Annotated in this window: 13 protein-coding genes; 6 read left to right on the top strand and 7 right to left on the bottom strand. The window is 71.8% G+C overall.

The window, feature by feature from the left end:
* The first annotated feature begins 254 nt into the window (after nt 1–254).
* Nucleotides 255–1,046, top strand: coding sequence for an alpha/beta hydrolase (locus tag H2038_RS01815; protein WP_292108743.1), 792 nt, complete (start codon nt 255–257; stop codon nt 1,044–1,046).
* A gap of 58 nt (nt 1,047–1,104) precedes the next feature.
* On the top strand, nt 1,105–1,938 hold the full coding sequence (locus H2038_RS01810; protein WP_292108742.1) for an alpha/beta hydrolase: 834 nt from the start codon (nt 1,105–1,107) through the stop codon (nt 1,936–1,938).
* 105 nt (nt 1,939–2,043) lie between these two features.
* Here the strand turns inward: H2038_RS01810 and H2038_RS01805 are convergent, their stop codons facing one another.
* From H2038_RS01805 to H2038_RS01785, 5 genes are all read right to left on the bottom strand, one after another.
* Nucleotides 2,044–5,154, bottom strand: a complete 3,111-nt coding sequence (locus tag H2038_RS01805) for a TonB-dependent receptor (RefSeq protein ID WP_292108741.1) — start codon at nt 5,152–5,154, stop codon at nt 2,044–2,046.
* Nucleotides 5,155–5,893: 739 nt separating this feature from the next.
* A complete protein-coding gene (locus tag H2038_RS01800) occupies nt 5,894–6,133 on the bottom strand; it encodes a hypothetical protein (protein ID WP_292108740.1) in 240 nt (79 codons plus the stop codon).
* Between the two features lie 376 nt (nt 6,134–6,509).
* Nucleotides 6,510–7,310: a LytTR family DNA-binding domain-containing protein gene (locus H2038_RS01795; RefSeq protein WP_292108739.1), complete on the bottom strand. Its 801-nt coding sequence runs from the start codon at nt 7,308–7,310 to the stop codon at nt 6,510–6,512.
* Nucleotides 7,307–8,431 carry a histidine kinase gene (locus H2038_RS01790; RefSeq protein ID WP_292108738.1) on the bottom strand — a complete coding sequence of 375 codons (1,125 nt, stop codon included), beginning with the start codon at nt 8,429–8,431 and terminating at the stop codon, nt 7,307–7,309. The genes H2038_RS01795 and H2038_RS01790 overlap by 4 nt, the downstream gene beginning before the upstream one ends.
* 101 nt (nt 8,432–8,532) lie before the next feature.
* Nucleotides 8,533–9,219: a winged helix-turn-helix domain-containing protein gene (locus H2038_RS01785; RefSeq protein ID WP_292108737.1), complete on the bottom strand. Its 687-nt coding sequence runs from the start codon at nt 9,217–9,219 to the stop codon at nt 8,533–8,535.
* 363 nt (nt 9,220–9,582) lie between these two features.
* Here H2038_RS01785 and H2038_RS01780 point away from each other — a divergent pair, with 363 nt between their 5' ends.
* The 4 genes from H2038_RS01780 (at nt 9,583) to H2038_RS01765 (ending at nt 21,676) form a co-directional block, all read left to right on the top strand.
* Nucleotides 9,583–10,719 (top strand): histidine kinase, encoded by a 1,137-nt coding sequence (locus H2038_RS01780; RefSeq protein WP_292108736.1) that lies wholly within the window; start codon nt 9,583–9,585, stop codon nt 10,717–10,719.
* Between the two features lie 116 nt (nt 10,720–10,835).
* Nucleotides 10,836–19,955 carry an autotransporter outer membrane beta-barrel domain-containing protein gene (locus tag H2038_RS01775; protein WP_292108735.1) on the top strand — a complete coding sequence of 3,040 codons (9,120 nt, stop codon included), beginning with the start codon at nt 10,836–10,838 and terminating at the stop codon, nt 19,953–19,955.
* A 192-nt stretch (nt 19,956–20,147) separates the two neighbouring features.
* The gene (locus tag H2038_RS01770) at nt 20,148–21,491 is read left to right on the top strand and encodes a DUF2254 domain-containing protein (protein ID WP_292108734.1); all 1,344 of its coding nucleotides are present in this window, start codon (nt 20,148–20,150) and stop codon (nt 21,489–21,491) included.
* Nucleotides 21,492–21,538: 47 nt separating this feature from the next.
* Nucleotides 21,539–21,676 (top strand): hypothetical protein, encoded by a 138-nt coding sequence (locus tag H2038_RS01765; RefSeq protein WP_292108733.1) that lies wholly within the window; start codon nt 21,539–21,541, stop codon nt 21,674–21,676.
* A 21-nt stretch (nt 21,677–21,697) separates the two neighbouring features.
* Here the strand turns inward: H2038_RS01765 and H2038_RS01760 are convergent, their stop codons facing one another.
* The gene (locus H2038_RS01760; RefSeq protein ID WP_292108732.1) at nt 21,698–22,222 is read right to left on the bottom strand and encodes a MarR family transcriptional regulator; all 525 of its coding nucleotides are present in this window, start codon (nt 22,220–22,222) and stop codon (nt 21,698–21,700) included.
* Nucleotides 22,219–23,748, bottom strand: coding sequence for an ATP-binding protein (locus H2038_RS01755; RefSeq protein ID WP_292108731.1), 1,530 nt, complete (start codon nt 23,746–23,748; stop codon nt 22,219–22,221). Before H2038_RS01755 ends, H2038_RS01760 begins: the two co-directional genes overlap by 4 nt.
* Between the last annotated feature and the right edge of the window lie 57 nt (nt 23,749–23,805).

Genomic DNA, 23,805 nt, shown 5'->3' with positions numbered 1-23,805 from the left:
CTTTTCTCCTGCCTTGGGCGTCCGGAGCGCGCCCCCGGCCAGCTCTCCGTCCGCCCATCCACACGGCGGCTGATCCCGCCCCCCGGCGGCGCGCTCCGGACGCCCAAGGCAGGAGAAAAGACCTGTCGCGATAATTATTGGCTTGACATGCGTCCGCGCCCGCGCGCATCAATGTGTTGCGCGATAACTGTTATCGCCATTCCGTTCTTACCCGTACGCCATCACCGTCCAGCCCAGCTCCAAAGGAGACCCCCATGAACAAGTTCCGCAGCATCCTCCTCGCCGCCGTCGGCGCCGCCAGCATCGGCGGAGCCGCCCAGGCCCAGGCCGTCCAGACGATTCCGGCGACCCAGACGGTCCGTAACGTCGTGCTCGTTCACGGCGCCTTCGCCGACGGCTCGGGCTGGCGCGCCGTCTATGACGACCTGACCGCCCGCGGCTATCGGGTCACCCTCGTCCAGAACCCCCTCACCTCCCTCGCGGACGACGTGGCCGCCACGCGGCGCGCCCTCGCCCGCCAGGACGGCGGGACCATCCTCGTCGGCCACTCGTGGGGCGGCGTGGTGATCACCGAGGCCGGCGTCGACGAAAAGGTGAAGGGCCTGGTCTACGTCTCCGCCCTGACCGCCGATGTGGGCGAGACGGCCGGCGACCAGTACGAGGGCTTCGGCATCCCCTCGACCTTCGTGATCGAAGAACAGGCCGACGGGTTCGGCTTCATCAGCGCCGAGCGCTTCAAGGAAGGCTTCGCCGCCGACGTCAGCGACGCGGAAGCCGCCTTCATGCGCGACTCCCAGGTGCCGATCGCCATGTCGGCCTTCGCCACGCCGGTCACCCAGGCCGCCTGGAGGACGCGCCCGAGCTGGTTCATCGTCGCCACCGAAGACGCCGCCATCGCCCCGGCCATGCTGCGTCAGCAGGCGGACAAGATCGGCGCCGTCAAGGTCGAGATTCGCGCCAGCCACGTGCCGATGATCTCGCAGCCGCGCGCCGTCGCCGACGTCATCGACCAGGCCGCCCGCAGCGCCGGCGAGCGGTCGAACTGATCCCTTCAGACCAACCGAAGCCGTCTTCGCCTCTCACCCCCTCTCAAAGGACTCCGCCATGACCCACCTCACCCTCTCCGACAACACCCGCCTCTTCTACAAGGACTGGGGCCCCCGGGACGCCCAGCCCATCGTCTTCCACCACGGCTGGCCGCTCAGCGCCGACGACTGGGACAACCAGATGCTGTTCTTCCTGGACAAGGGGTTCCGCGTCATCGCCCACGACCGCCGCGGCCACGGTCGATCGGACCAGACCGACACGGGCAACGACATGGACACCTACGCCGCGGACGTGGCGGAACTGGCCGAGGCGCTCGACCTGAAGAACGCCATCCATATCGGCCACTCCACCGGCGGGGGCGAGGCGATCCGCTACGTCGCCCGCAGCCGGCCCGGCCGCGTCGCCAAGGCCGTGCTGATCGGCGCCGTGCCGCCGATCATGCTGGCCACCGCGGCCTACCCCGGCGGCCTGCCGATGGCGGTGTTCGACGGCTTCCGTGAGGCGCTCAGGCGGAACCGCGCGCAGTTCTTCCTCGATGTGCCCTCGGGCCCCTTCTACGGCTTCAACCGCCAAGGAGCGGAGGTCAGCGAAGGCCTGATCCGCAACTGGTGGCGCCAGGGCATGGCGGGCGGCGCAAAGGCCCAGTACGACTGCATCACCGCCTTTTCCGAGACCGACTTCACCGAGGATCTGAAAGCCGTTTCGCTGCCGGTGCTCCTGCTGCACGGCGAGGACGATCAGGTCGTGCCGATCGACGCGTCCGCGCGTCAGGCCATCAAGCTGCTGCCGAACGGCACGCTGAAGACGTATCCGGGCCTGTCCCACGGGCTGTTCGCCACCCACCCGGACCTCGTCAACGCCGACCTGCTGGCGTTCATCCAGGCGGCATAGGGCGGCCGCGGCTGGATGGGGAACCTGCGTCCCGGTCCAGCCGCCGCCCCACGAAAACGGGCCGGCGAGCTTGCGCTCGCCGGCCCGTCTCCCGTTGCTACGCCGTCAGAAGGTGTAGCGCAGACCGAAACGCACGCTGCGCGGCGCCTGGTAGCTGCGGGCCATCCCGTAGAACGGCGCGCGGGCGTCCGGGCGGTTCGAGCCGGTCCGGATCAGGCCCTGTTCGACCACGCGCGTGGCCGTGTCGCCGTCGAAGACGTTGAAAACGTCGAGAGACGCAGACAGTCGGCCGCGGTCGGGCGTGTCGAGCAGGACAAGGTTGAAGTTCAGGTCCAGCTGGTAAACCCAGTCGGTCTTGCCCTGCGAGCCGCGCGGAGTCGGGATGGTCGTGTTGCCCGCGCCGAGCGGGCAGTACCAGCCCGACGGCGTCCCCGAGGTCGGCGCAAACGGATCCACCGACAGCGGCACCCGTCCGATACAGCCGTAGTAGCGGCCGGACTGGGCGGTGAAGTTGGCCCCGATCCCGAGACGGTCGGTCGGCGCCCAGGAGCCGAACGCCTTGAAGGTGTGTCGGTGGTGGTTCGGCAGATAGCCGTAGCCGCCAAGCTGGTTGGCCGCGTGGTCGTAGTCCTGGGTGATGGACGTATCCAGCTGGCCGATGTCCGACTTCACGGCGCCTTCATAGTTCCCCTTCGACTCGGCCAGGGTGTACGAGCCCTGCAGCCCCCAGGTGCCGTCGAACGGGCGTTCGAAGGTGAACTCCAGCGCCTCGTAGCTGCGATCGACTTCCTGCAGGTTCATGTCCGCAGCAGTGAAGTTGATCATCTGCGGGTTGTAGGCCGGGTTGGGCGAACCGTCCGGCAGGGTTCGCGGGTCGGCCTGCAGGTCGACCAGCACCGACGCGCCGTCGCCCGGGTTGATCAGCGCATAGTTGAAGTAGCTCGCGAAGTCCGTTCCATCGGCCGGCGTGTAGGTGTCGGGGCCGTCCGTCACCACGCAGGTGGTGAGACCGTTGCGGATGCAGTAGCGGGCCACGGCGTCGCCGATCTGCGTGTCCTCGATCGCGCTCTCGAGGTTGCGGTTGATGTACCGGACGCCCGCGCTCCAGTCGGCGAACATCCCGTCCTCGAAGCGGTGTTCGTAGCCGAGGATGAACTCGCGCTCGTACATCGGCTTCAGGTCGCGCTCGGCGACCTGTTCCCGGGCCGGCGTGCCGGGCGGGCTCAGGTAGCTGATCGCGTAGCGCGGACCCAGCTGCGGCGCGTCGCCGTTCATGACCAGATTGCCGGCCGCGTCACGGGACGCCTGGAAGTACTCGTAGGTGTAGATCTCACCGGACGAGGCGCGGATGGAGGTGTTGGTCGCGATCGGCAGGTAGTAGTCGCCCATCGATCCGTAGATCCGGTCGACGCCGCGTCCGCTGGGATCCCAGTTGAAGCCGAGGCGCGGCGCCCACTGGTCATCGATGGCCACATAGCTTTGGCCCGCGCCGTTCAGATAGTCGTACTTGTCGTTCCGGACGCCGAGCTGGATCGACAGATCCGGCGTGATGTCCCAGGAATCCTGGACGTAGAGGGCGGTCTGCTCTGCGGTGAACGTGCCGCGGTTGGCGAACGTCTGCACGACGATGCACCCGGCCGCGCCCGCTCCCGGCGCGCAGGAGCCGGGCGCGGCGGCGTTATAGAAGGCCCCGCCCGAGTACGCATTGTTCGCGACGGAGGTGAGCTCTTCCTTGTCCCAGCCGACCCGGACGTGGTGGTCGCCCAGCAGGCTGAAGTAGAAGTCGGCGTCGACCCGGGTGGTCTCACGGACGTCTCCGCCTGACAGGTTGTACAGGGCGGGGCGGCCGGCGGTCAGATAGCGCGGACCGCCGGGCGCCATGTCGTCGAACACGCCGGGGAGAGACGTCGGCGCGCCGGAGTCGACGTAGGAGTTCTCCTGCTTGCCATACAGGGCGGACAGGGTGAACCAGTCCGTGAACACGCCCGTGTACTTGTAGATGGAGGTGAGGCCGCCGGCCTCCGAGAAGACCGGGTCCGCGGTGGCGGTCAGGTCGCCCGTGGCGGCCGAGAAGGTGCGCACCTGGGAGGTCGTCACCGTCTTGTCGTCGATGAAGGTGGCCTCGATCCGGTGGTCCGGATTGATGACCGCGTCCAGCTTCACCGCCCAGCGGGGATCATCATAGGACGTCACCGTTTGCGACAGGGTCGCGGCAGGCGTGATCACGCCCGTTCCGGCGTTGTAGGAGTGGTTGCGTCTGCGGGGCCCCTCCTGCTGGACGTCACGCATGTTGTAGACGCCGAAGAAGAACAGGTGGTCGCGCCACAGCGGCCCGCCGGCGTGGATCGTGTAGTCCTGGGTCTCCGACGAGGAGAACTGGTTGAACTCCTCGATGCCCGCCACGTTGCTGCCGCCCTGGGAGTAGGACGTGTAGCGGTTCGAGCGCAGGCTGTCGGGGCTGAAGAAGGCGCTGACGCCGCCTGTCCATTCGTTGCTGCCCGAGCGGGTCACGATGTTGACGACGCCGCCGGTCGCACGGCCGTATTCGGCCTGATAGCCGCCGGTCTTGGTGTCGATCGTCTGGATGAAGTCGAACGGCAACTCGCCATAGCCCAGGAAGGAGCGCTGGTCCGTGACGTTCATGCCGTTGATGTAGTAGACGCTTTCGGCGGCGGACGTGCCGGAGAGCGACACCAGGGACTGGTTGCGGCGCGAGCCCGCATTGATCGAGGCGTCCGGCGCACTCGCGCCCGGCGCGAACAGGGTCACCGAGTTGATCGACCGGCCGGTCGGCACCCGCTCTGCGAACTCCTGGACATCCACGCTCATGCCCGTGTCTGTGGCGTTGAAGTCGCGGATGCGCTGGGCGGTCACCACGATCTCTCCGAGATCGGTGTCGGTCGAGGATCCCACGGTGAAGTCATAGGTCGCGCCGCCCGGCGACACGGAAACCTGATCAGAGGCGCTGCCTGCGCGGGAGCTGATCTGCACCGTATAGGAACCCACGGCGAGCGCGGGCACGCGGAAGGAGCCGTCGGCGGAGGTCACCGTCTGCCGGGTTGCGCCCTGGGCCGACGTCACCGACACCTCGGCCCCTGCGATCGGAGCGCCGGCGCTGTCGCGCACATAGCCGGACAGGATGCCGCTGGTGTAGTCCTGCGCCGTCGCCACCGCGGGACTCATCAGCGTGACCGCGACCGGCCCCGCGGCCGCCATGACTCCTGCCAGCATCGTTGACGTGATCAGCCGAACCCGGCTGTTGCGATGTCTCATTACTTCCTCCTCGCGAACCGCCTGAGCGGGCGGTATCGGGTCGCGCCGCACGACGCGGCAAGGAAGGTTTCGCAAAGCTACGCCGTCAATCAACTGACATAATTACCGTACCCGTCCGTTGAATTTGCTTTATATCCTTTCCGCAACAGGATTTACCATTACACGTCTGCAAGTGTTCGCACGCGGGATGACGCAACAAATCTCTTATACAGTTGCCACAATCCCTCAGGCGGCCGCAGGAACGCCACGGTCCGGAGCCGACGGATCGCCGGCTGATCCCCCGGCGGCGCCCGCCGCTCCGACGGGGGACGGAGCCTCTGCTCCCGACAACGGCGGGCGCCGCCGGTCAGCGATGATCTCGTCGAAGGTCCGGCACAGGGCTCGTCCGCGTGGGGTGAGGAACACATAACGCGACCGGCTGTCGGTCGCGGCGCGGGCGAGCGTCAGCAACCCCCGCGCAGGCGGCAACGCCCCGGGGAGATCAGCCGGCGCCAGCTTCCGGATGGTCCGCGAGGCCGTCGCTTCCGTGAAGCGACAGACCCGCGCCAGGCTGGAGACGGACAGACCCTCGTGCTGGCAAGCCGCAACCAGGGTCGACAGCTCGGTCAGGGTGAAATCCCCGAACGTCTCGTGGAGCAGGTTCACGATGGCCGCGAGCGCATTGGTCGAGGGTCCGTTCCGGTCACCCGGCATAGCGAACCTTCACGATCTCGAACTCCGGCCCAAGCACCGGAGGCGGACCCGCCCTCGGACTCGACCGGGGCCGCCGTCCCATGATCCTCATCCGGGCGGAACCGTGCCGCGCCTCCAGTTCCGCCACCACCGCGTCGAGGTCCCGCCGATGCGCTTCGACGACGTAGGCGTCCGCCGCGTCGATCTCGATCGTGATGACCGCCTTGATCCTGAAAGGCCTGACTTCCAACGTCTGAACTCCGCCGCGGCGGCGCCCCGGCAAGCGAACCGCCGTTGCACCGCCGTCGTCGGGCGGCGACTTGCGCCGCCGCCCGACGACTTCGTTTGGTGTCGCCTCACGAGACGAGCCTTCGCTCTCAAGGGGGAAGTCCGGAGCGACGGCCTCCCAAGGAGGGACCGCGACGGCGGTTCCGGAAAGGGCGTTTCGATGAATCCGTCCGCGCACGCGACGAGCGCGCTCCCGCTGCGACCGGGACGACCCTGACGACGACGGGGCGGTCCCGCCCGGGGAGGCGACGTGGCGAGGGGCCGGCCGCCGGTTGCGGATCAGCGCCGCCACCGAACGTGAGAGGCCTTGGTTTCCGGGGGATTCGCCCGCAGGCGCTTCAGCGGCGCCCGCGGGCGCTCAGGACTGCAAGAACCGCCTGCGAATAGTTGGGGCCCACGGTGACCGTCTGGCCGTCAGACAGGATCACGGCGAACTGCCCCTTGCCGAGCCGCTGGATGCCCGTGACCGCTGCGGGGTTGACGAAGGCGGATCGGTGCACACGCAGGACCAGCGCGGGGTCCAGCCTTTCCTCCATCCGCGCCATGGTCTCCCGGAGGATCAGGCTACGCGCGGCGGTGTGCAGAATGACGTAGTCCCGCGCCGCCTCGATCCAGATGATTGAGCTGGCGGCGACCCGCACCGCCCCGTGCGAGGTCGGGATCCAGAGTTCGCTTTCGTACGCTGCGCCCGGCTCGACCTTGCCCCGGGCGTCGGCGCGCAGGGCCTCGACGACGTTCTCCAGTTCCTCGATCCGCGCTCCGGACTCCCGCGCCGCCCGTCGACGGCGCGCGCGCTCCACCGCAATGCGCAGCCGCTCGAAGCGGATCGGCTTCAACAGATAGTCCGCGGCCTCGATCTCGAAGGCGTCGGGAGCGAACTGCTCGAAAGCCGTGACGAACACGACTTCAGGCGCATCGCTCTCGCCCAGGCTGCGAGCGACCTCCAGCCCATCCCGCAGCGGCATTTTCACGTCGAGGATCACGACGTCGGGCCGAAGCGACTCGATGCGGGAGATCGCCTCGTCGCCGTTCCGGGCCACTCCCACGATCACGGTGTCGGCGATCTCGCGAAATCCGACCTCGAGCCGCGCCAACGCCAGCGGCTCGTCGTCGACGAGCAACACGCGGAGCGGCGTCATGAAGCGCCCCCTGCGGGAGTTCCCAGCGGCAGACGGGCGGTCACGGCGAAACCTCCGGCGTCCGAGGCCCCGTCGATTGCCGCCCGATCCCCGTAGACGGCGCGCAGGCGGGCTCGCACCGCCGCGAGATGCAGCAGGGGCGGGTCCGACGATCCCGCGTCTCCCGCCGAGAGGCTCCGCACCTCGATGCTCAGACCGTCGACGATCTTCGACACCCGCACCCGGACCGTGACCTCGCGGCGCGGCGGGCTCACTGCATGGGCGACCGCCTGTTCGGCCAGCGGCTGAAGCAGGAACGTCGGCACGAGGGCCCCTTGCAGGCTTCTGTCATCGGTCACCTCGACGGTCAGCTGGCCGTCGTACCGCAGGCTCTCGATGTCCAGGTAGGCGCTGACGGCTGAAAGCTCGGATCCGAGCGGCGCGAACTCCGCCTCCTCCGGTCCGAGGGAGGCGCGCAGGAAGTCGGACAGGCGGGCCAGCATGCGTTCCGCATCCGCACTGCGGCCGATCAGGATCAGACTCGAGATTGCGTTCAGCGTGTTGAACATGAAGTGCGGGCTGAGTTGCAGGCGCAGGGTCGCGAGGCGGGCGTCGTTGGCCGCCGCCGCCGCCCTGGCCGTCGCGACCTCCTGGCGGCGCGTCCTCATGTTGACGCGGTTCAGCACCCCCAGAACGGTCACCCCCGTGTGCACCCACAGCAGGATGATGAAGTTCAGCAGCACATAGTACTGGAGCGGAGCCGGAGTCATCCGCCCGTCCTTGTCGATGAACATCGTCCTCCGCGAGCCCGGATCGAACCAGGACATGAAGGCGTCCTGGATCGCTGCGTCGATCACCGAATGGACAAGGGCCACGATGACGACGGCCAGAACGATCATGGCCAGCCGGAGGGGCCGACGGGCGCGGCGGTCGACGGCCTCCACCACCCCGAGGAGAACGGGCGTCAGCAGGATTCCGGTCAGGGCGACCAGGCCCATGGCCAGCCAGGCCCAGGCCGGAGCAGGCTTCGGCGCGGCGAAGGTCGGAGCCATGAACACCGGCACGGAAGCGGCCCAGATCCCGGCGGCGATGATCAGCGCCTGACGGGCTTCCGGTTCGCGGAAGACGTTCGGTGTTCGCATGCCGAGGCCTCTCGCCAGGGAAAGATCCCTTCTATGTCGGGCGGGGCAGGATGCGATCCGTTTCGTCGCGCGCCCGATCCGGTTCGTCGCAAATCAGGGCGTCATTCCGGCCTGACCGCGGCCTCGAAGACGTAGCCCATGCCGTGGACCGTCCGGATGAGATCCGGCCCCGACCCGTCCCGCAGCCGGCGCCGGAGGCGGTAGACGCGCACCGCCACGGCGCGCGGATTGAGCGTTTCCCCGGCCGCGAAAGCCTTTGCGATCTCCTCCGATGACAGCAGTCGAGACGGAGCGCCGACAAACAGGTCCAGCAGATCGAATTCCGAACGCGAAAGGCGCAGGCGACTGCCGTCGAGGCGGCGCAGTTCACGTTTCGAAAGGTCGAGGCGAAAGTCGCGGAAGCGCAGGGTCGCGGCGGCGGAAGCGAGCGTCGGCCGGGCCGCGCGGCGCGTGAGCGCACGCATGCGGGCGATCAGTTCGCGATCCCAGCAGCCCTGCGCGACGCAGCCGTCTGCGCCCAGCTCGAGCGCCAGCACCCTGTCGAGCTCGTGCTCGGCCGCAGCGACCACCAGGACGGGCGCGGCGCGCAGGGCGGACAGCCGATGGCAGGCGCTGAAGTCGATGCGGCCGTCGGGGCCGCCCACAAGCACGACCAGGTTCACGGACTGCTGGCTGAGAGCCGCCTCCGCCGAGGCGGCGTCACCGACGCGGACGACCACGAGTCCGCCGTCGCGGGCGACAGCCTCGGCGCGGCAGGCCCCGTCCTGCGGCCCCACGAACAGCGCCACTGGCCGGCTTCGCCCGTCAGGGGCGACTTGCGGGTGGACCGTCCCGCCGTCCGCCGGAGCGGTGTGCGTCTGGTCCAGACCGTCCCACATCTGCTGCCTCCTCCTGGCGCCGCCGCCCGGGCGGCGGCGGGTCCGTGACCGGGCCTTGCGAAGGAGACGAAGACTACCGGCCGGCCGGACGTCCGCCACGCGGGGTGAGATGGGGAAGGCCGCGGATGCGATGGAACGGCTCCCCCGCTGCCAAAGCCGCCGCCGGTGCGACCAAACGGGCCGACGGCCGGCCCCGGTCTGTTGAGTTCATCGGTCGCATAAGGAAATCTCGGCCCCCTCCGGACAAGGTCGTCCGTCTGGCGAGTCCGCTCGATGCCCCCCCTGCGTTCCCGCCCCGCCGCGGGTGTCCCGAACCTGCTCCACGACCCCCGCTGGAGTTCGATCGTCCTGGCCCTGATGCTGTGGGGCCTGGCCCTGGTGGGCCACCTGCTGTTCACCCTGTCCCTGAACACCGATCCTCTGCTGCTGCTGTTTCCGCTGATCTGGACGGCCCACGGGCTGCTTCTCACCTGGCCCCTGCACGAGATCCTGCTCCGGACCGAAGGACTTCGCGGTGTCGCACGGTGGCTGATCGCCGGCCTGGCCGTCGTACTCCTCGCCGCGCTTCAGGCCTTGCTGGACGTGCACATCTCCGGCTGGGTCCTGGGCCGCCTGATGCCGCCGGGGCTGGGCGCCGCGTTTGTCGTCGAGACCCCGGGGGGCGCCGTGGAGGTCGGCCTGCGGATCAGCCTGATGATCTATTTCTGGATCTTCGGCTGCTATGCGATGGCCGCAAGCCTGCTTCTGTCCCAGCGACGCCTGATCGAGGCCGAGGGCGCGGCCCAGCGGGCCGAGCTCACAGCGCTCAGACTGCAGTTGCACCCCCACTTCATCTTCAACGCCCTCAACTCCCTGTCAGCGCTGATCGTCACAGGACGCCTGAAGGAGGCGGATGCGACGGCGATGAACCTGGCCGCCTTCCTTCGCGCCTCGCTTCTGGCGGATCAGGGCGCGCCGGTCGCGATCGCCGATGAACTCGAGGCGCTCGAAGCCTACCTTGATGTGGAGCGCGTGCGTTTCGGAGACCGCCTCGTCGTCGAGACCGACATCCCCGAAGACCTTCGCGAGGTGCGGATCACCCCTTTCCTGCTGCAACCGCTTGTGGAGAACGCCGTGAAGCACGCCGTCGCATCCACGGATCGCCAGGTGGCGATCGTGGTTCGCGCGCGGTGCGCCGGGGGGCAGATGACCCTGTCGGTGAGCGACGACGGCCCGGGGCGGCCTTCGCTCGCCGCCGGAACCGGAACGGGCCTCCGCAACATCCGCGAGCGTCTGGCGGCGACGTACGGGGACGCAGGCTCGCTGACGACGCGCGGGACGCCGCAGGGCTTCACAGCGACCATCGCCTTCCCCGCGCCCCTTCCGGCGCAGGCGGAGGGCTCCGCGACGAAGAACTCCCTTCCCGCGTGAGGTCGCCCCCCGGCGTGGCTCGCTCACGGCGAGAGCGCGCTTGCCCCTCCCGCTGAACCGACGCACCTCTTGCGAGGCTGCGGACCTCTGTCTGCGGGCGATTGGGGAGACCGGCAGTGACCATCATCGACGCCTCGTGGGACCTTGCGATTCCGGCCCCGCCTGCGGCCAGGCCCCGCCTGAGCGTCGAGGCCCGGCGCCCCGCCACCCTGCGCGCCGGCCTGCTGGGAGGCGCCGCTGTGTGCGCCTTCGGACTGCTGGCGCCGGAGACGGCCCTGGCGCAGGTGGCGCAGGATCCGGTCGCCCCCAAGGGCTCGGACGGCACGGACATCTTCCTGCCCCTGGCGACCGCCTTCGGCGGCGACGCCGGGAACGGGCACACGCCGACGGCGATCAACGGCGTCAACGCCGGCAACATCACCCTCCCCGGCGGCCCGGCGCTGCGCATCACCTCCACCGGCGGGCGGGGCGGTGAAGGCGGCTTCGGCATTTCCGGCATCGGCTACGGCGAGGGCGGCGACGGCGGCGACGGCGGCGCCGGCGGATCGATCACCTACCGGAACGACGGCGCCCTCAGCGTGGGCGGCGGGGGCGGCGTCTACATCGCCAGCGTCGGCGGCCGCGGCGGGGACGGCGGCGAAGGCGTCGCCGCCGTGGGCGTGGGCAAGGGCGGCGGCGCCGGCGGCGGCGGCCGCGGCGGCTCGGTCTACTTCGACAACGCCGGCAGCGTGGTCACCAACGGCTTCCTGTCGCACGGGATCACCGTTCGCAGCATCGGCGGCGTGGCGGGAACGGGCGGCGTCTCGGGCGGCCTGTTCGCCGGCCTGGCGCCCGGCGCCGTCGCAGGCGGCGCCGGCGGCTCGGCCGAAGGGGTCGTCTCCGGCTCGGTCGAGACATTCGGCGACATCTCCTACGGCCTGCTGGTGCAGTCGATCGGCGGTTCGGGCGGATCGGCGGGCTCCTCCGGCGGCGCCTTCTACGCTTCCGGCGGCTCCGGCGGTTCGGGCGGCGTGGGCGGCAGCGCGGTCGGACGGGTGGCGGCGGGCGGTTCGGTCCGCACCCACGGCGCCGACTCGATCGGCGTGCTGGTCCAGTCGATCGGCGGCGGCGGCGGGAACGCCGCCGGCGCGGGCGCCATCGGGGCGGTCGGCGGGGCCGGCGGCTCGGGGGTCGACGGCGGCGTGGCGCGCGCCGAGATCGACGGCGCCGTGCACACCTCGGGGGCGCGTGCGTACGGGGTGCTGGTGCAGTCCATCGGCGGCGGCGGCGGCGACGGTTCCGGCGCCGGCGGCCTGATTGCGATCGGCGGCTCCGGCAACGTCGGGGGCGTCGGCAGCGCGGTCACCATCCTGACCGGCGCGACCGCCGACGTCAGCACCACCGGCGACGACGCCCACGCCCTGATCGCCCAGTCGATCGGCGGCGGCGGCGGCACCGGCGGCGGGGCCGGCGGCGCGGTCGGCGTCGGCGGCAGCGGCGGGGCCGCGGGCGGCGCCAGCACCGTGATCATCTCCAGCGCCGGCGACCTGACCACCACCGGCCAGCGCGCCCACGCCATCTTCGGCCAGTCGATCGGCGGCGGCGGCGGCTCCGCGGCCGGCGCGGGCGGCCTCGGCGCGGCCGGGGGGACGGGCGGCGCCGCCGGTTCGGGCGGCCTCGTCAACCTGTCCAGCAGCGGCGACATCCTGACCACGGGCGCCGACTCCCACGGCATGTTCGGCCAGTCGATCGGCGGCGGCGGCGGCAGCGGCGCCTCGGCCGGCGGCCTCATCGCCGTCGGCGGCGGCGGAGGCGCGTCCGGCGCGGCCCAGGCCGTCAGCCTCGCCAACAGCGGCCGCATCGAGACGACAGGCGACCGGGCCTTCGGCATGATCGGCCAGTCGATCGGCGGCGGCGGCGGCTTCGCGGGCGGCGGGGCCGGCCTGATCGGCGTCGGCGGCGGCGGGGGCGCCGCGGGCGCCGGCGGAGCCGTGACCCTGACCAACAGCGGCGACGTCTTCACCGCCGGTCAGGACGCCTTCGGCCTGTTCGCCCAGTCGATCGGCGGCGGCGGCGGCGCCGGCGGCTTTGGCGGCGGCCTGGCCGCTGTCGGCGGGGCCGGCGGGGCCGGCGGCGACAGCAGCCTCGTCACGGTGACCACGACCGGCCGGGTGCACACCACCGGCGACGGCGCCGGCGGCGTCTTCGCCCAGGCGGTCGGCGGCGGCGGCGGCGCGGGCGGCAGCGCCACCAGCGTCGGCGCCTTCCTCAACATCTCCGTGGGCGGCGCGGGCGGCGCCGGCGGCGAAGGCGGCGACGTGGTGGTCAACCACGGCGGTCTGATCGTCACCGAAGGCGATTACGCCACGGGCATCTTCGCCCAGTCCGTGGGCGGCGGCGGCGGCCGCGGCGGGTACGGCGCCGGCGGCTCCGCCGGCGCCTTCGGCAACCTCTCCTTCGGCATCGGCGGCAACGGCGGCGGCGGCGGGAACGGCGGATTCGTCACCGTCACCGGCGACGCGGACATCGCCACCCTGGGCGTCGACAGCCACGGCATCTTCGCCCAGTCGGTCGGCGGCGGCGGCGGGGCCGGCGGCTTCGCCGTGGCGGCCTCGATCGCCGGCGGTCCGGTCGGCATCGCCGGCTCGGTGGCGATCGGCGGCAAGGGCGCCGGCGGCGGCGACGGCGACGAGGTCTCGGTCACCGCCGATGGCGACATCTCGACCCTCGGAGACCGGTCCTCCGGCATCTACGCCCAGTCCATCGGCGGCGGCGGCGGCGCGGGCGGCTGGTCCAGCAGCTTCGCGGTCGGGGCCGGCAAGGTCGGCGGGGCGATCAGCGTCGGCGTCGGCGGCTCCGGGGCGGCGGGCGGCGACGGAGACCTGGTCACCGTCAACGCGGCCGGCGACATCTCGACGCGCGGCGTCGACAGTTACGGCATTCTCGCCCAGTCCATCGGCGGCGGCGGCGGGACCGGCGGCTTCTCGGCCACGGCGGCCGTGGGCGCCGGCGTGGCGGCCGGCTCGGCCGCCGTCTCGGTCGGCGGGGGCGGCGGGACCGGCGGCGAGTCGGCGCTGGTGACGGTCAAGGCCTCCGGCGACATCTTCACGGCCGGCGATCGCTCGGCCGGCATCCTCGCCCAGTCGATCGGCGGCGGCGGCGGCGCCGGCGGCTGGTCAGGCGGGGTGGCGGCCTCCGGCGGCCAGACGGCGGGCGCGATCGACGTCACCTTGGGCGGCGGCGGCGCGGGCGGGGGCGACGGCGACGTCGTCCTGGTCGAGGCGAACGGCGACATCTGGACCGAGGGCGCGGACGCCGCGGGGATCCTCGCCCAGTCGATCGGCGGCGGCGGCGGCCTCGGCGGCTTCAGCGTGGGCCTCGCCGCGGCCGGCGGCCAGACCGCGGGCTCGGCCTCGGTCAACATCGGCGGCCAGAGCGACGCCGGCGGCGACGCCATGGCGGTCACGGTCCGCACGGCGGGCCAGATTTCGACGCGCGGCGACCGCTCCAACGGGATCACCGCCCAGTCGATCGGCGGCGGCGGCGGCAACGGCGGCTGGTCCGGCTCGCTGGCGGTGGCCGGCGGGCAGACGGCCGGCTCGGCCGCGGTCAGCGTCGGCGGCTTCGGCGGCGCCGGCGGCGCCTCGGGCCTGGTCACCGTCGAGGCCGACGGCGACATCTTCACCGAGGGCGACGACAGCTCGGGCGTCTTCGCCCAGTCGATCGGCGGCGGCGGCGGCTCGGGCGGCTTCTCCCTCGCGGCCGGCGTCGGCGCCGGTCAGAACGCCGGCTCGGGCGCCCTGTCCATCGGCGGCTTCGGCGACACGGGCGGCGACGGCGGCAAGGTCGTCGTCGAAACCGCCGGCCAGATCGCGACGAAGGGCGACCGCGCCAACGGGATCACGGCCCAGTCCATCGGCGGCGGCGGCGGCAACGGCGGCTGGTCCGGCGTGCTGGCGGTCGGCGCCGGCCAGACGGCCGGCTCGGCCGCGGTGGGCGTCGGCGGCTTCGGCGACGGCGGCGGCCAGGGCGACAGCGTCAAGGTCGCGGCCTCGGGGAACATCTTCACCGAGGGCGCGGACGCCAACGGCATTCTCGCCCAGTCGCTGGGCGGCGGCGGCGGCAACGGCGGCTTCTCGGTCAGCGGCAGCGTCGCGGCCGGCCAGAACGCCGGCGGCGCCAGCGTCTCGGTGGGCGGCTTCGGCGACGGGGGCGGCGACGCCTCGACCGTCGAGGTCAGGGCCGACGGCGACATCCGCACCCGCGGCGACCGGGCGCGCGGCATCACGGCCCAGTCGATCGGCGGCGGCGGCGGCAACGGCGGCTGGTCCGGATCGATCAACGTCGCGGCCGGCCAGAGCGCCGGCGGGGCCAGCGTCTCCATCGGCGGCTTCGGCGACGACGGCGGGGCGTCCGACCTCGTCACCGTGCTGGCCAACGGCTCCATCGGCACGCTCGGCGACGACGCCGTCGGCATCCTGGCCCAGTCGATCGGCGGCGGCGGCGGCTCGGGCGGCTTCTCCGTCTCGGGCGCCGTGGCGGCGGGCAAGGACGGCGGCGCCGGCTCCCTGTCCATCGGCGGCTTCGCCGGCGGCGGCGGCGACGGCGGCGAGGTCCGCGTGACCGCGACCGACCTGATCGACACCGCCGGCGACCGGGCGCACGGCGTCCAGGCCCAGTCGATCGGCGGCGGCGGCGGCGCCGGCGGCTGGTCCGGCTCGCTGGCCGGCGCCTTCTCGCCCGGGACCAACGCCTCGGCCTCGCTGTCGCTCGGCGGCTTCGGCGGCGACGGCGGCGACGGCCGGCGGGTCGAGGTCGACGTCACCACCGGAGTCCACACCACGGGCGAGACCGCCCATGGGGTCTTCGCCCAGTCGGTCGGCGGCGGCGGCGGCTCCGGCGGCTTCTCGGTCTCGGGCGCCATTTCCGGCGGCAAGGACACGGTGGCGATCAGCGCCGCGGTCGGCGGCTTCGGCGGCGTGGGCGGCGACGGCGGCGTGGTCGACGTCTTCGCCGACGGCGTGGTCCTGACCGAGGGAACCGGCTCGCACGGCCTCTACGCCCAGTCGGTGGGCGGCGGCGGCGGCGACGGCGGATGGGCCGGAGCCTTCTCGGGCGGTCTGTCGCCCAACAAGTCGCTGAACCTCAGCTTCAGCGTCGGCGGGGCCGGGGGCGTCGGCGGAGCCGGCGGCCTGGTCACGGTCGAGAACCGCGCCGACATCGGCACCATGGGCGACGTGGCCCACGCGGTCTTCGCCCAGTCGGTCGGCGGCGGCGGCGGCAACGGGGGCTTTGTCTTCGGCGCCGACTTCGGCGGCAGCGGCTCCAAGAACATCGGCGGCCGGATCGGCGGCTTCGGCGGCCCGGGCACGCGAGGCGGCGACGTCGCGGTGGACACCAGCGGCCTGATCGTCACCGAAGGGGACGGCTCCATCGGGGTCTTCGCCCAATCGATCGGCGGCGGCGGCGGCACGGGCGGCTCGGCCGGCGGCGTCACCCTGTCCGGCTCCAACTCGGTCAACCTCGAACTGGCCATGGGCGGCATCGGCGGTCTGGGCGCGGTCGGCGGCGACGTCACCGTCGCCAACAGCGGCCTGATCGACACCAACGGCGAGGCCTCGCACGGCGTCTTCGCCCAGTCGATCGGCGGCGGCGGCGGCGCCGGCGGCCTCGCCGGCTTCGACGAGAACGGCTTCACCGACTACACGGGCGCGGGCTCGGGAACCTACAGCTTCGGCTCGAACTCGAAGAACATCACCCTGAACGTCGGCGGCGCCGGCGGCGCGGGGAACGACGGCGGCGACGTCTCGGTCGTCAACTCGGGCCAGATGATCACCCGCGGCGAGCAGTCGAACGTGATCTACGCCCAGTCGGTCGGCGGCGGCGGCGGCGACGGGGGAGTCTCCACCTCGACCGCGGCGGCCTTCGGCGCCGGCCAGAACGGCGCCTACGCCATCACCATGGGCGGCCAGGGCGCGGCCGGCGGCGACGGCGGCGACGTCTCGGTGGTCAACACCGGCATGCTGGCGGCCCTGTCCAGCGGCTCGAACGGCGTCTTCGCCCAGTCGGTCGGCGGCGGCGGCGGCAATGGCGGCGACGCGGGCGGCTACGCCCTGGTGTTCTCCCCCAAGGCCAAGGGCACCAAGAAGGCCCAGCAGGTCAGCGTCACGGTCGGCGGCTCGGGCGGGGCGGCCGGCGACGGGGGGGACGTCGACGTCGACAACCGCGGCCAGATCTACACCGCCGAGGCGGACTCGGTCGGCGTCTTCGCCCAGTCGATCGGCGGCGGCGGCGGCAACGGCGGCCTGGTCACCGAGACCGGCGGCGAGATCGGCTTCTTCCTCGACCAGGTGAACAAGGGCGACGCCAAGGGCGGCTCCATCGCCATCGGCGGCCAGGGCGCGGGCGGCGGCGACGGCGGCGACGTCGCGGTGCTGAACGCCGGCCTGATCTACACCCAGGGGGTGCGTTCGCACGGCGTCTTCGCCCAGTCGATCGGCGGCGGCGGCGGCAACGGCGGCTCCGGCCTGGCGGGCGAGATCAGCGTCGGCGGCCAGGGCGGCGTGGCCGGGAACGGCGGCGACGTCACGGTCGAGAACTCCGGCGTCATCGTCACCGAAGGCTTCCTGGCGCGCGGGATCTTCGCCCAGTCGATCGGCGGCGGCGGCGGCAACGGCGGCGCCACCGACTATTCGGAAGGCGAGGACGAGAACGGCGATCCCTACACCTACCGCGAGGACTTCTCCGACCTGCTCGGGGTCAAGGGCGACATCGAGGCGGCGGTCGAGTTCGCCCAGTCGCTGCAGCAGCCCGCCTTCGGCATCGGCGTCGGCGGCATGGGCGGCTCGGCCGGCGACGGCGGCGACGTGACGGTGCTGAACACCGGCTCGATCCACACCTCCGGCGTTCTGGCCCACGGCATCTTCGCCCAGTCCGTCGGCGGCGGCGGCGGCACCGGCGGCGAAGGCGCCATCGGCCAGCTGGGCCAGGTGGTCTTCTCCGGCGTCGGCGGCTCCGGCGGCGACGGCGGCGACGTGACCGTCACCCACACCGGCGACATCGTCACCGAAGGCTTCGGGGCCTACGGCATCTTCGCCCAGTCCGTCGGCGGCGGCGGCGGCGTGGCCGGCGACGTGTCGCTGGGCATCGGCGACTTCTCGCTCAGCCTCGGCATCAATCCCTTCGCCGGAGCGGGCGGAGACGGCGGCGACGTGGTCGTCAACTCCACCGGAAACATCGTCATCAACGCCGTCGGCGGCATGGGCATCTTCGCCCAGTCGGTCGGCGGCGGCGGCGGCCTGTACGGCTCCGGCATCGGCCTCGGCTTCATCGGCTCGTTCGGCAACGACGGCGTGGCCGGAAACGTCACCGTCAACCACACGGGCGACGTCTTCGCCACCGGCAAGAACGGCGTCGCGGCGGTGTTCCAGAGCGCGGCGAAGGACGGAGTCGGCGACATCGACGCCGTGCTGAACGGCCATTTCCGCGGCGGTTCGGTCTACGGCCGCGGCGTCTTCATCGACGGCGGCGCGACCAACACCGTCGTCATCAACGGCTCGGCCTCGGCGGAGTCCGGTCTCGCCATCGAGGGCACGACCGGCGACGACACCATCATCAACAATGGTCTGGTGGTCGGCAACATCGACCTCGACGGCCGCGCCGGGATCACCCCCTTCGCCGTCCGCCCCCTGGCGGCGGAGACCAACGCCTTCGTCAACGCTCTCGACGCCGCGCTGGTCAGCCTCGACTACATCGACCTGGGCGGCGGATTGCTGACCAACCACGGCCTGATCGCCCCGGGCGACGTCCGCAACGTGCAGGTCACCGAGGTGGACGGCGACTTCCTGCAGACGGCGGGCGCGACCTTCGACCTCGATCTCGACTTCGCGCTCTCGGGCGTGACCCAGGAGACGGACCGGCTGACCCTGAACGGGTCCGCCACCGTCGCCGGCCTGTTCGACCTGCGGCCGAACAACGTCACCGAGGTCAAGCCGGGCGATTTCACCGCCGTCCTCGTCTCCGCCCCCGGCGGTCTGACCGACGCCGGCGCGGTGCTGGACGCTCCGACGTCGGCGGTGGCGCGGTTCGGGCTCGAGGCGACGGCGGACGCCCTGCTGCTCAACTACACGATCGACTTCTCGCCCGCCGACGCCAACTTCAACGACAACCGCAACAGCGTCGGGGACTACATCAACCGGGTGCAGGCGGCCGGCGGGGCGGATCCGCTGAACGACGTCATCGAGATGCTGTTCTGGATCCCCGACAACGCCCTACTCGGCGGCGTCTACGACAGCTTCATGCCGGAGGCCTACGCCGACAACGCCGTGGCCGCGACCTACGCGGCGGGGCGCTTCAGCGACGGCATGTTCGGCTGTCCGCAGGCCTCGGGCCGCTGGAGCCCGACCGGCGACCGCTGCGTCTGGGTCCGCGGCGCCGCGGCCGAGGTGGACTTCGACGAGACCTTCGACACCTGGGGCTTCGGCGAGGAATCCCGCGGCCTGCAGGGCGGCGCCGAGATGCGTGTCGGCTCGTCCCCGATCACCGTCGGCGCGGCCTTCTCGCTGGAGGACGTGCGTGGCGAACTGGAAGGCCGCGCCATCTCGGACGGCGAGCGCCGCCAGCTCGGCCTGCTGGTCCGCGGTGATTTCGGCCCGGTCGACGCCGGTCTGACCGTCACCGCCGGAGAGGCGAAGCTGGACGTCCAGCGCGGCGTCGTCACCCCCGCCGGCCCGGCCTTCGCCGCCGGGCGCCAGGAGTTCGACTTCCAGCAGGCCGCCGCGCGCCTTTCGGGAACAGTCGGAAGCTCCAGCCTCTACCTGCGCCCGGTGATGGAAGTCTCCGTGGCCCACTACGAGCAGTCCGGCTTCTCCGAGACGGGCGTCGGTCCGCTGAACCTGGTCTTCGACCAGAATGGCGAAACCACCGTCCGCATCCGGCCGCGCTTCGAGGTCGGCGGCGAGTTCGCGGCGTCGCGCGGCGTGGTCCGGCCCTACCTGTCGGTGGGCGCCAGCCATGTCGTGGACGGGGAGAATCCCGGCGTTCTCACCCGCTTCGAGGGCGCCGGCACGCTCGCCGATCCGTTCCTCACCAGCCAGCCGCTGGACCGGACCGTCTGGGAGACGGAGGCGGGCGTGGAGCTGCTCGGCGAAGGCTCCGGCCTCGGCGGCGGCGTCAGCGCGCGTCTCGGCTATTCCGGCCAGTACGGGCGGAAGCTGGAGACGCACAACGTCGGGATTCGCCTCTCGGTCTCGTTCTGACGCCGTAAGCGGCGGCGGCCCCTGCGGCCGTCGCGCCTGCCGCGCCGTCCGCCCGCCCGCCCGCCGGGGCGGCGGGCGGACGTTCGCGGAACCTTGACCGCTGTACTTCGCTGCTTACGCGCGAGCCGCGCGGGCGCCCTTCCGGACCACGGCGCGGGCCAGACGAGGATCCGTGATGCCCCGGTTGAACCCATGAAGGCGCGGCTGCTGCGGTTCTTCGTGCAGGTGGCGAACGCCTTCTGGCTGGTTCCCGGGCTGATCGCGGTCGCCCTGGCGGGTCTGGGGCTGCTCGTGGTCCGGGTCCAGGCCCTGGACCTCCTCCCCTCCTGGCTGCCGGACTCCTGGGTCTACGGCGGCGGCGACACCGGCGCGCGCACCCTGCTCGGAGCCATCGCCTCCTCCACCATCGCCGTGGCGGGCACGCTCTTTTCCATCACCATCGCCGCCCTCACGCTCGCCTCCAGCCAGATGGGGCCGCGGTTGCTCGGCAACTTCATGCGCGACCGGGGCAACCAGACGACCCTCGGGGTGCTCCTGGGCACCTTCGGCTACGCCCTCGTCGTTCTCCGCTCGGTGCGGGGCGGCGAGGAGGAGGCCTTCGTGCCGACCCTCGGCGTGACGGTGGGCCTGGCGCTGGCCGGCGGCTGCATCGCCCTGATGATCTACTTCGTCCATCACGTCGCGAGCCGCATCAACGTCGGCACGGTGATCGACCTCGTGCACGATGACGTCGTCCGCCAGCTGCGCCGGGTGACGTCCGAAACGCCGCCACGCCCGCAAGACGACCCTGTCGACTGGAACGTCGCCGATACGGTGCGCGTGCGGGGATCCGGCTATCTGCAGCAGGTCGACGGCGCCGCGCTTGTGGACTGGGCCGACGAGCACGACTGCGTGGTGACCCTGCTCAAGCGGCCCGGCGAGTTCGTCCTGCAGGGCGCGCCCCTCGCCCTCGTCTCCCGGGCGCCGGACAGGGCCGAGGAGGCGCTGTGGAGCCGGATCGCCCTCAGCCGGCAGGCCGGCTCGCCGGCGGACCTGATCTTCCCGATCGAGCAGCTGGTGGAGGTCGCGGTTCGCGCGCTCTCCCCCGGCGTCAACGACCCGCGCACGGCCATCGCCGTGCTGGACCGGCTCGGCGCGCTCCTGGCCTGGCTTGCGGACCGCCACATCGATGACGGGGTGCGGGAGTGCGACGGGGTCGTCCGGCTCAGACTGCGGCCCCTCGCCTATGAAGACATCACCGACGCCATGTTCGACATGATCCGCGAGCACGCCGGCGGCTCCCCGTCGGTGCTGCTGCACCTGGTCGGGCTTCTGACCGAGGTCGCTCGCGTCGAGCGGGACCCGGCGCGTCTCGAGGCGCTCCGCGCCAAGGCGCGCGACGCTCACGCCCAGGGACAGGCCATGTTCGAGAACGCGCACGACCGGGAGGCGCTGGCGGCCGCCTGGTCCAGCTTTCTTTCGGTCTCCGCCGACGACGGGTCGAAGCCCGGGCCGCGCCGGGAACCCGGCGCCACGCCGCGACTTCCACGAGCATGACGCTGATCGATTTCACCCCTGAAGAGTGCCGCCGGAGAGTCGCCCGGATGATCACCCGCGCCATTCCCGAGCAGAATCCCGAGAGGCGCCGCGCCCTGCTTGAGGTCGCCGACCGGTGCGCGGACTTCCTGCGCGCCCGCCGCAGCGGGATTCCTCGCGAGCCCCGGTCCTTCGCCGACGACTGAGCCCGCGAGGGAACCGGCCCCCTACGACCCGGCCCGGGTCCGCTTCCCGGGGCCGGCCGCGGGCCGGCGGCGTTCCCGCTCCACCGGACGGAGACCGCCGGAGATGTCGCGCAACACCTCGGCCGTGGCCTGCAGTCGGGCCAGCGGTTGACCGGACAGCAGGTCGGCCCTGACGTCCTGCACCCGCCGATCCAGATCATCCAGCAGGGCGGCCCCCTTGTCTTCGAGCCGGATCAGGTTTGCGCGGCGGTCGCCCATCAGGGCGCCCCGGGCAATCAGCCCCTGCCGTTCGAGCGCGTCGAGGATGCCCACCAGCGTCGGGCCGCTGACGTTCAGGCGTCGCGCCAGGTCGAACTGGATCAATCCGCCTGACGCCTGGCGAAGCACCTGCAGGGTTGCGTGCCGCGCATCGGTCTGGCCGACGTCGGCCAGCGCCTCGTTCACGCGGGTTCGCCACCTCCGGGCGCTCCACGTCAGGAGGCGAAAGATTTCCTCCTCGCAGGCGCGGCGGGCGGGATCGATCAGTTCGGACGACTGGACGCTCACTCGACCAGCTCCCCGATCGCGGTGAGAAGCTCCGTGAGCTGGATGGGCTTGGCGATCACGCCATCCATGCCAGCGGCGATGTACTCCTCGATCTGATGGGCCATCGCATTGGCGGTGACGCCCAGGATGGGAATCCGCCCGCCGCCTTCCTCGGTCTCTATCGCCCGGATGGCCGCCGTCGCCGTCGGACCGTCCATGACCGGCATCTGGACGTCCATCAGGATCACATCCCACTCGCCCGCCTGCCACGCCTCCAGCGCCGCCGCGCCGTCCGGCGCGACCACGCAATCGAGCCCGGCGGCTTCCAGCAGGCTCCGGATGACGATCTGGTTCGTGGGATTGTCCTCCGCGACGAGGATGCGAAGCGCCCGCGTCCCGGGCGCGGCGTCGGCGCTCTTCCCGTCGGACGAAGCGGCGCTGCTGACGCGCGGCGTCGGCGCCTCGACCCGGAAGACCGTCCCCCGCCCCGGCTCGCTGCGGACCTGGATCGTTCCGCCCATCAGGCGGACAAGCTCGTGACAAATGGCCAGGCCCAGCCCCGTTCCCCCGAACCGGCGCGTGGTGGAGACGTCCGCCTGTTCGAACCGGTCGAAGATCCGGCTGACGCGATCCCTGGGTATGCCGATCCCGGTGTCGCGCACCACCATCACCAGACGACCGCCACGCCGGCTCACGGCGACCTCGACGCGCCCCTGCTCGGTGAACTTGATCGCGTTCGAGATGAGGTTGTGCAGGATCTGGCGCAGGCGCAGGGGATCGCCGCGATATCGGCCGCGCGCGCCCTCCGAGACCTTCAGCTCATAGGCGAGGCCCTTCTGGGCGGCGAGGGACGCGAAGGCGGCGCAGGCGCTCCGCAGAAGCTCCTCGATGTCGAATTCCGCCTCTTCCAGCGTCAGCTTGCCCGACTCGATCTTGGACAGGTCGAGGAGGTCGTTGAGAATCTGCAGCAGGCTCGCGCCGGAATCCCTGAGGACGGCGAGGCGTTCGCGCTGTCGCGTCGGCAGTTCGTCCTGCGCCATCGCCTGCGCCATTCCGAGGATGCCGTTCAGCGGCGTCCGGATCTCGTGGCTCATGGCCGCCAGGAAGGCGCTCTTGGCGTGATTGGCGGTGTTCGCCGCTTCCGCGGCGGCCGACAGCAGGCGTTCGGTCTCGACCCGCTCCGTCACGTCCCGCACGATGGCCGTGATGATCTCTCCCTGCGCGGCCTGCAGCCGGGACAGATCCACCTCCACCGGCTTCAGCTCGCCCGACCGGGTCAGCCCCATGGTCTGCATCCGCCCGCGCATCCTCGAGGACGTCTGCTTCCGCGACTTGAACTCGTCGACGTGATCCCGATGCTGTCGGCGGAACTCCTGCGGTATCAGGATTTCGACGGACCGCCCCAACACCTCGTTCGCCGCATACCCGAAGATCGCCTCGGCCCCGCTGCTGAAGACGAGAATCCTCAGGTCCCCGTCTGCGACGATGACCCCCTCCGCGGTGAGGTTCAGAATGCTGGCCAGGATGTCCTCGGCGCGGTCGATCACGCCGGCGCGCGTCGTGGACGCGCGCTTCAGTCCGAAGGTCCTGTGTCGCCGTCCCGG

This window comes from Brevundimonas sp., assembly GCF_013912005.1.
Taxonomy (GTDB): domain Bacteria; phylum Pseudomonadota; class Alphaproteobacteria; order Caulobacterales; family Caulobacteraceae; genus Brevundimonas.
The sequence above is the reverse complement of the archived record's forward strand: the minus strand, read 5'-3'. Positions and strand labels throughout refer to the sequence as shown.